The 7,732-nt window shown below is 71.4% G+C and carries 5 protein-coding genes; all 5 read right to left on the minus strand.

Going from position 1 to position 7,732, the window contains the following annotated elements; genetic code table 11:
• Positions 1-11 precede the first annotated feature (11 nt).
• The 5 genes from AB0472_RS34475 to AB0472_RS34495 all read right to left on the minus strand — a co-directional run bounded on the left by AB0472_RS34475 (position 12) and on the right by AB0472_RS34495 (position 7,642).
• Complete coding sequence (locus AB0472_RS34475) at positions 12-1,847, minus strand: LamG-like jellyroll fold domain-containing protein (protein WP_366362403.1); 1,836 nt, start codon at positions 1,845-1,847, stop codon at positions 12-14.
• Between the two features lie 77 nt (positions 1,848-1,924).
• A complete protein-coding gene (locus AB0472_RS34480) occupies positions 1,925-4,882 on the minus strand; it encodes a glycoside hydrolase family 2 TIM barrel-domain containing protein (protein ID WP_366362405.1) in 2,958 nt (985 codons plus the stop codon).
• Between the two features lie 11 nt (positions 4,883-4,893).
• On the minus strand, positions 4,894-5,802 hold the full coding sequence (locus tag AB0472_RS34485) for an alkaline phosphatase family protein (RefSeq protein ID WP_366362410.1): 909 nt from the start codon (positions 5,800-5,802) through the stop codon (positions 4,894-4,896).
• Between the two features lie 68 nt (positions 5,803-5,870).
• Positions 5,871-6,656, minus strand: a complete 786-nt coding sequence (locus tag AB0472_RS34490; RefSeq protein ID WP_366362412.1) for a carbohydrate ABC transporter permease — start codon at positions 6,654-6,656, stop codon at positions 5,871-5,873.
• 104 nt (positions 6,657-6,760) lie between these two features.
• Positions 6,761-7,642 (minus strand): sugar ABC transporter permease, encoded by an 882-nt coding sequence (locus tag AB0472_RS34495; RefSeq protein WP_366362414.1) that lies wholly within the window; start codon positions 7,640-7,642, stop codon positions 6,761-6,763.
• Positions 7,643-7,732 lie beyond the last annotated feature (90 nt).

Below are 7,732 nucleotides of genomic sequence, written 5' to 3' on the forward strand. Positions count from 1 at the left end.
CGTAACGGGGGTCAGTTGGTCATGAAGGAGGAGACGGGCAGTGCCCGCGAGACGATCCGGACGTCGCCGAGGCGGCCGTAGAGGATCTGGTCGATCTTGTCGGCGTACTCGTAGCCGCCGAGCAGCCAGGCCTTCCCGGACGAGGCGATTCCGACCGCGGCGGCGTGCGGGTTGCGGGCCACCGGGCAGCCCTGCACGTACATCGTGGTGTGCTTGCCGTCGTTGACGACGGCGAGGTGCCACCAGATCTCCGGGTCGGTCTCGTCGCCCCAGTTGGTGGCCAGCTGCTGCTGGTTGAGCGGGTGGACGGCCCACTGCGGACCCGGGCCGTCGGAGATGGAGAGCGTGGCGAGCGGCTCGTCCGGGTCGTCGGTGACGGTGCCCACCGAGCCGTTGCGGCCGGTGCGGCTGACCAGTCCGGACCAGGCGTTGTGCGAGGCGTTCCAGTCGGCGGGCAACCGGTAGAACGCCTCGATGGTGTAACCGTCCTTGAAGGTCGCCGAGTTGAGCGGCGCGCCGTCGACGGTGCGCAGGTAGGCGCCCTTCAGCGGCGACTTGTACCCGGTGAACTCCAGGCTGCCGTGGCCCGGCTGGTCCGGGTGGTGGTCGGCCGACCAGCCGAGGGTGCCGCCGCCCACCGGGACCACGGTGAGGTCGTTGCCGTTGCCGGACAGGTCACGGACCGTGCCGGCGACCGCCGAGTCGAACCGCCAGTAGGCTGCCGTGCCCCGCACCAGCAGCTGCGAGGCGGGCCGCGCCGGGCGGACCGGCACCGGGGCGAAGCCCTCGAAGCGGGCCGCGAAGTCGATGCCGACGGAGAAGCGGTCCTTGTCGCCGCTGAGCTCCATCTCCTGCCGCTCCAGCTCGTTCAGGCCCTTCTCGGCCCGGCCGAGGATCCACGGCGAGACCGTCTCCACGTCGATGACGTCGCGGTCCAGGTCGAAGTGGTAGAGGCGGATCATCGCCGCGCCGCCGAAGTACCGGTTCTGGTAGTTCGTCAGGTGCAGGTGCACGTCGTTGCCGGCCGCGTTCTTGCGAGTCGCGCGGGCCGCCGGCCAGTAGTGGCCGTTGAGGGTGAGGAAGATCTGGTCGTGCTCGTCGATCAGCTGGTCCCACAGCTGCTGCCCGTACGACGACAACTCGTCGTCTTCCACGACCAGTTCGTGGGTGGTGAGGATGACCGGCGCCTTCGGGTGCGCGGCGATGACGTCCTTCGCCCAGGCGTACCCCTTGGCCGACAGCCGCCAGTCCAGGGCCAGCACGAGCCACTCGCGCCCCGCCGCCCGGAACAGGTGGTAGGTGTTGTAGCCGTCCGCCGAGGCCCCGCCGAAGGTCGGCCTGCCCTTGAAGCGCTGCGGGCCGAAGACGTCCAGGTACGGGGTGGCGCCGCGCTGGTCGTCCGTGGACGACCTGATGTCGTGGTTGCCGGCCAGCACGCTGTAGCCGACCCCGCGCCGGTCGAGGATCTCGAACGCCTTGCCGATCGCGGCGAACTCCTCCGCCGCCCCGTTCTGGGTGAGGTCGCCGAGGTGCGACAGGAAGACGATGTTGTCGTCGGACTCGCCGCCGTGCTCGAGGAGGTAGCGCAGCGAGGCCTCGACGGGTGCCGGGTCGATGCTCGGCCCGTCGAAGAGGTACTGGGTGTCGGGCATCACCGCGAGGGTGAAGCGCCGGCTCTCCGGGTCGGGCCGACGGCCGGAACCGGCGGACGACGCCTCGGCGACGGTGGGCAGCGTCAGCCCGGCGGTGGCGGCGGCGCCGAGCAGCACGGTGGCCCGCAGGAAGTTGCGGCGTCCGGCTCCGGCCTGCGCGGCCTCGCCCTGAGGGTGGTCATGCGAAGTACACACGTGTGCTCCGTGGGTAAGCAGAAGTGACGGCGAAGGGCGTGGGGGGATCTCGGAAGGCGGATCTCGGCAGACGGATCTCAGAGCACGCGCAGCGTCCAGCTCCAGCGGTGGACGCCCGGTGCGACGAGATAGGAGGGGAAGGTGTCGGGACCGCACGACGCCGTCCCGAGGCCCCGGTGCGCGGCGTCGATGTGGACCACGCAGCCGGCCCGCGGCACGAGTTCGTCGTGGTGCGTGACGGCGGTGAGGTCCTCGGCGCGGTAGCGGCTGACGGAGACCTGGCGGGGCCCGTCCAGCTCGACCGTGAGTCCGGTGGCGTCCGGCGCCGACAGTGTGAACCGCCGTACGCCGTGCCGGCCGCCGCTCTCCTGGGGCCGCAGATACGGGGTGAACAACCCGTCGACCGGAAGGGAGTGGTGGCCGACCGGGGCCCCGGCGGCGCGGTCGGGGTACGACTCCCAGGGACCCTGACCGAACCACTCCAGCAGATCGAGCCCGGCCACGGTCTCGAAGACCGAGCCGACCCGGGCCACGTCCGCGAACTCCTCGGGCAGCTCGGCCGACTCGTCGACCCGGACCCCGCCCGCGACCGGCGTGAACTCCTGCCGGTGCCGTACGACACCGACCGTGCCGGCGTACTCCGCCAGCACGGTCACGCGGGGGCCGTCGCGGCGTACCGAGACCACCTTGCGCACCAGCCGGTCCAGGCCCCACGCGCGCCAGCGCGGCGCCATGCCGCCCAGCTCGTCGTTGTCGGTGGGCGCCCGCCACAGCGACAGCACCGGCGCGGCGGTCAGCAGCGGGTGCAGCAGCAGCCCCTCGCCGTCCACCTCGACGGCCGGGCCCGACGGCACCGGCGGCCCGAGCGGGTCCGCGGCCCGGAGCCTGATCTGCGGCGCGCAGACCTCCGTACCGGCCGGTGCCCACGCCTGGTCCTCGCCGACCGTCACCCGCAGCGTCAGCCACGCCTCCCCGCCGTCCGCCGGCACCTCGAACGGCAGCGGCACGGCCGCCGTCTCACCGGGGCACAGCTCGGGCAGCTCGGCCGGCCCGGTCAGGGTACGACCGTCGGCCAGCGCCAGCTCCCAGGTGCCGGCCAGCCAGTCGAAGCCACGGAAGTGCTGGTGGTTGGCGAGCACGATGCCCTCGTGCCTGAAGCACCGGATGCGGACCGGAGCCGCGATCTCCCGGTGCTCGTACAGGGCGGGCTTGGGAGTGCGGTCGGGGAAGACGACGCCGTCCGCGACGAACGCCCCGTCGTGCAGGGCCTCGCCGAAGTCGCCGCCGTACGCCCAGCGGTGGCCGGGCGCGGCGACACCGTTGTCGTACAGTCCGGCGCCCGTGCGCCCGACCGGTCTTCCGTCGCTCACCCGCTGGAGAATTCCGTGGTCCCAGAACTCCCAGATGAACCCGCCCTGAAGCCCCGGAGTGGACTCGATGGCGGCCCAGTGGTCGGCCAGCGTGCCGTTGCTGTTGCCCATGGCGTGCGAGTACTCGCACTGGATCAGGGGCTTGGTCTGCTCGCCGGACAGGGCGTGGGCGACACAGTCCTCCAGGGGCGCGTACATCGGGCAGGCGATGTCGGAGGCGACGTCCGGGTCGGCCCAGCCGCGCTTGGCGGCGCCCTCGTACTGGAGCGGCCGGGTCGGGTCGTGCCGCCGTACCCAGCCGGCCGCCGCGTCGTGGTTGGCGCCGTAGTCGGACTCGTTGCCCAGCGACCAGATGATGATCGACGGGTGGTTCTTGTCGCGCAGCACCATCCGTGAGACCCGGTCCACGAAGGCGTTCAGGTAGCGCGGGTCGTCGGCGATCTCGTGGGCGTGGTCGTGGGACTCGATGTCCGCCTCGTCGACCACGTAGAAGCCCAGTTCGTCGGCGAGGTCGTACAGGGCCGGGTCGTTCGGGTAGTGCGAGGTGCGGATCGCGTTGAACCCGAACCGCTTCAGCACGACCAGGTCGGCGCGCATGTCGTCGTACGACACCGTCCGCCCGGTGAGCGGGTGGAAGTCGTGCCGGTTGACGCCCCGGACGAACACCCGCTCGCCGTTGACGAGCAGGTCCCGGCCGACGATCTCGACGTCCCGGAAGCCGACGCGGTGGTACGACGTGTCGGCGACCGTGCCGTCGGCGCGGTGCAGCCGGACGGTCAGCCCGTACAGTTCGGGCTGCTCCGCGTTCCAGGTGCGCACCTCGGGCACGGTGGCGCGGATGCGGGCCTCGCCGAGGAAGTCGGAGACCCGGTCGTCCTCGGTGTTGAGCCGGTCGAACTCGGCGTCCTGCGCGAGTGGTTCGCCGCCCAGGTCGGCGCTGACGTACCACCCGCCGGGCAGCGCCCCGTCGCCGGCGGCGTTGCGCACCTGGCAGTCCACGCGCAGCTCGCCGTTCCGCCGCGCCCGCACGGTGACGTCCGCGAGCCGGAACGGGTCGGTCGCGTAGAGCAGTACCGAGCGGGTGATCCCGCCGTGCCACCAGTGGTCCTGGTCCTCGACGTGCGTGGCGTCGGACCACTTGACGACGGTGAGCCGGAGGACCGACCGGGCACCGGGGCGGACGGCGTCGGTCAGGTCGAACTCGGCCGCCAGGTGCGAGTCCTTGGACATGCCCACGGGCCGCCCGTCGACGTGCACGAGGAGCACGCTCTCGGCGGCACCGACCTGGAGCACGATCCGGCGCCCGGCCCACTCGGCGGGCACGTCCAGCGCACGTTCGTAGACCCCGGTCGGGTTGGCGGCGGGGGAGTACGGCGGGAACTCGCGGAACGGCATGGTGACGTTCGTGTACTGGGGCAGGTCGTCGGTGTCCTGCACGGTCCAGGCGCCGGGGACGTGCGCCGTGGACCAGGAGCCGCCGACCGGCGCGTCCGGAGCCGGCAGCAACTGGAACCGCCAGTCGCCGTCCAGGGGGAGCGCTCCGGTGCGCCGGTCGACGGCGTTCATGGGGAGCCGTCCCCAGGAGGTCACCTCGGGGGCCTCCCAGGGGCGGAGGGCGATCAGGGGATCGGCGGGCCGGTGCCCGGGGATCGACGGACCGTTCATCGGCGGATGGCTCACTTCTCTGCTGGCGTGGGTGGCGTGGCGGGCCCGGGCAGGACGTGTCCTGCCCAGCCCCAGGCGGGGTCGACGGGGATGCCGAGCCGGTCCAGGACGGTGGGGGCGATGTCGGTGAGGCGGGGGGTGTCGAGCAGGGTGCCGCCGGGCGCGCCGGGTTCGGCGAGGATCACGAAGACCTCCCGTTCGGCACGGGTGTCGCCGCCGTGGCCGCCGGTGTCGAGGTGCCCGTGGTCGGTGGTGACCAGCACGGTCCACCGCTCGCCCGAGGGCCGCGCGCCGATTGCCGCGAGCAGGTGCCCGAGGTGGCTGTCCTGGGCGAGCAGGGCTTCGTCGTAGGCGGGGGAGAGCGGGCCGGTGGCATGGCCGGCCTCGTCGGTGGCGCCGAAGTACACGAACAGCAGGTCCGGGTCGTACTCGGTGAGCCAGCGGAGGGCGGTGCGGGCGACCAGGTCGTCGGCGGCCGCGTAGCCGTCGCTCTCGCCGTCGAAATGGACCCGGCGGCCGATGGCGGCGCCGAGAGTGCCGCGGTGGACCAGCTCCGGCCAGGACACCGCCGCGGCGGTGCGCAGGCCGGGGCGGGCGGTGACCGCGCGGCTGAGGAAGTCGGGGTGGCGGGTGTAGTCGGCGCCGGCGAAGTCGTTGCCGGTGACCCCGTGCCGGTCGGGCCACACCCCGGTCAGCACGCTCGACCAGCCGGGGCCGGAGTCGGTGTACGCCATGCTGGTGGACGGTCCGTCCGCGGCCTGGCCGTCCGCCTCGCCGTACGGCAGCAGGCTGGTGCCGTGGGCGCCCGCCGCCATCAGGGCGTGCAGGACGGGCGCGTGGGCACCCGAGCGAAGCGAGATGGGGGTACCCCCGGCCGGAGGCTGGGGGAGGGGCAGCCGGTCGTGGCGCAGCCCGTCCATGCCCACCACGAGCACCCTGCCGTCCCGGGCGGTGTCGCTCACCGGATACCTCCTCTGCCGCGCACGGGTCAGGTGCCCTGCACCGCGCCCTCGGTGGCGCCCGCGATGAAACCGCGGGCGAATATGGCGAAGACCAGCACCAGCGGCAGCGAGGCCATCAGCACCCCGGCCATGACCATGCTGTAGTCGGTGGTGTGGCCGACGTTGAGCTGGGCGATCTCCACCTGGAGGGTCACGTGGTCGGGGTTGGTGAGCACGATGAGCGGCCAGACGTAGTCGTTCCAGGCGCCGACGAAGGCGTAGATGGCGAGGAAGGACAGCGCGGGCCTGATCATCGGCAGGGCGATGTTCCAGTACTGGCGGAAGAACCCGGCGCCGTCGATGCGCGCGGCGTCGAGGAGTTCGTCGGGCACGCCGTTCTCGATGTACTGCCGCAGCCAGAAGATGCCGAAGGCGTTGGCCAGCGCGGGCGGGATCAGTGCCTTGAGCATGCCGACCCAGCCGATGTTCGACATGAGGATGAACTGCGGCAGGATCGCCAGCTGCAGCGGCAGCATCATGAAGAGCAGCAGCGTGCCGAAGAGCACCTTGCGGCCGGGGAAGTCGAACTTGGCGAAGGTGAAGGCCGCCAGCGAGTCGATGAACAGCACCAGGACGGTGGTGACGGTGGCGACGACGATCGTGTTGAGCATCGACCCGAAGAAATCGATGGTGTTCAGCACGTGCCGGACGTTCTCCAGCAGGTGGGAGCCGAAGGTGAACTTCGGCGGGCTCTTGTAGATGTCCTGCGTGGTGTTGGTCGCCATGACGATCGTCCACAGGAACGGGAAGACCGAGATCAGGACGGCTGCCATGAGGGCGATGTGCGCGGTCAGGCCCTTGGGGCGGCGTAGCCGCCGCGCGCGCGGGGCCGGCCGTGCCGGAGCGGCCGTCGGGTCGGCCGTCGGGTCGGCTGTGGTCACGGCTTCCTCCCTCGTTGGGTGATGCGCCAGTTGACGGCGACGAGGACGATGATCAGCAGGAAGAAGGCCCAGACGATGGCCGCGCCGTAGCCGTAGTCGTTGTTGAGGAAGGCCGACTGGTAGAAGTACAGCAGCGTGGTCAGACCGGCCTGTCCGGGGCCGCCGAGGTTCGCGTTCGCGGCGTTGCTGGCGAACAGCACCTGGGGTTCGCTGAAGCTCTGCAGGCCGTTGATGGTCGAGATGATGACGGTGAACAGGATGATCGGCCGCATGATCGGGATGGTGATCTGGAAGAACGTGCGGACCGGACCGGCGCCGTCGACCCTGGCGGCCTCGTAGATCGAGGCCGGGATCGCCTGCAGACCGGCCAGGTAGATGATCATGTTGTAGCCGGTCCACATCCAGGTCATCAGCAGCGAGATGACCACCTTGATCAGCCACGGGTTGCTCAGCCACGGGACCGGCGAGATGCCGACGGTGCCCAGGATCGCGTTGACCAGGCCGAAGTTGTTGCTGAACACCGCGCCGAAGAAGATCGCCACCGCCACGATCGAGGTGACGTTCGGCAGGTAGAGAGCGATCCGGTAGAAGCCCTTGAAACGGCGCACCGAGTGCAGCAGCGTCGCCAGCACCAGGGCGCCCAGCAGGGTGGGCACGGTGGACAGCACCCAGATCACCAGGGTGTTGCGGATCGACAGCCAGAAGACCGGGTCGGACCACAGGAACCTGAACTGCTGCAGGCCCACGAACTGCATGTCGCCGAGGCCGTCCCAGCGCTGGAAGGCCAGGTACAGCGAGTAGAAGACCGGGAAGAAGGAGAACGCGGCGAAGATCAGGTAGAAGGGCGAGATCGCGAGGTACTGCCGCCAGTACGACAGCGGCCCGCGCCGCCTGGGCCGGACGGAGCCCGCGGGCGTGGCGCGCCGCGGGCGGAACCGGGCCGGGCCCGGCCCGCCCCGGGGGGCGGG

It is taken from the genome of Streptomyces sp. NPDC086777 (assembly GCF_040702065.1).
In the GTDB taxonomy this organism is placed as follows: domain Bacteria; phylum Actinomycetota; class Actinomycetes; order Streptomycetales; family Streptomycetaceae; genus Streptomyces.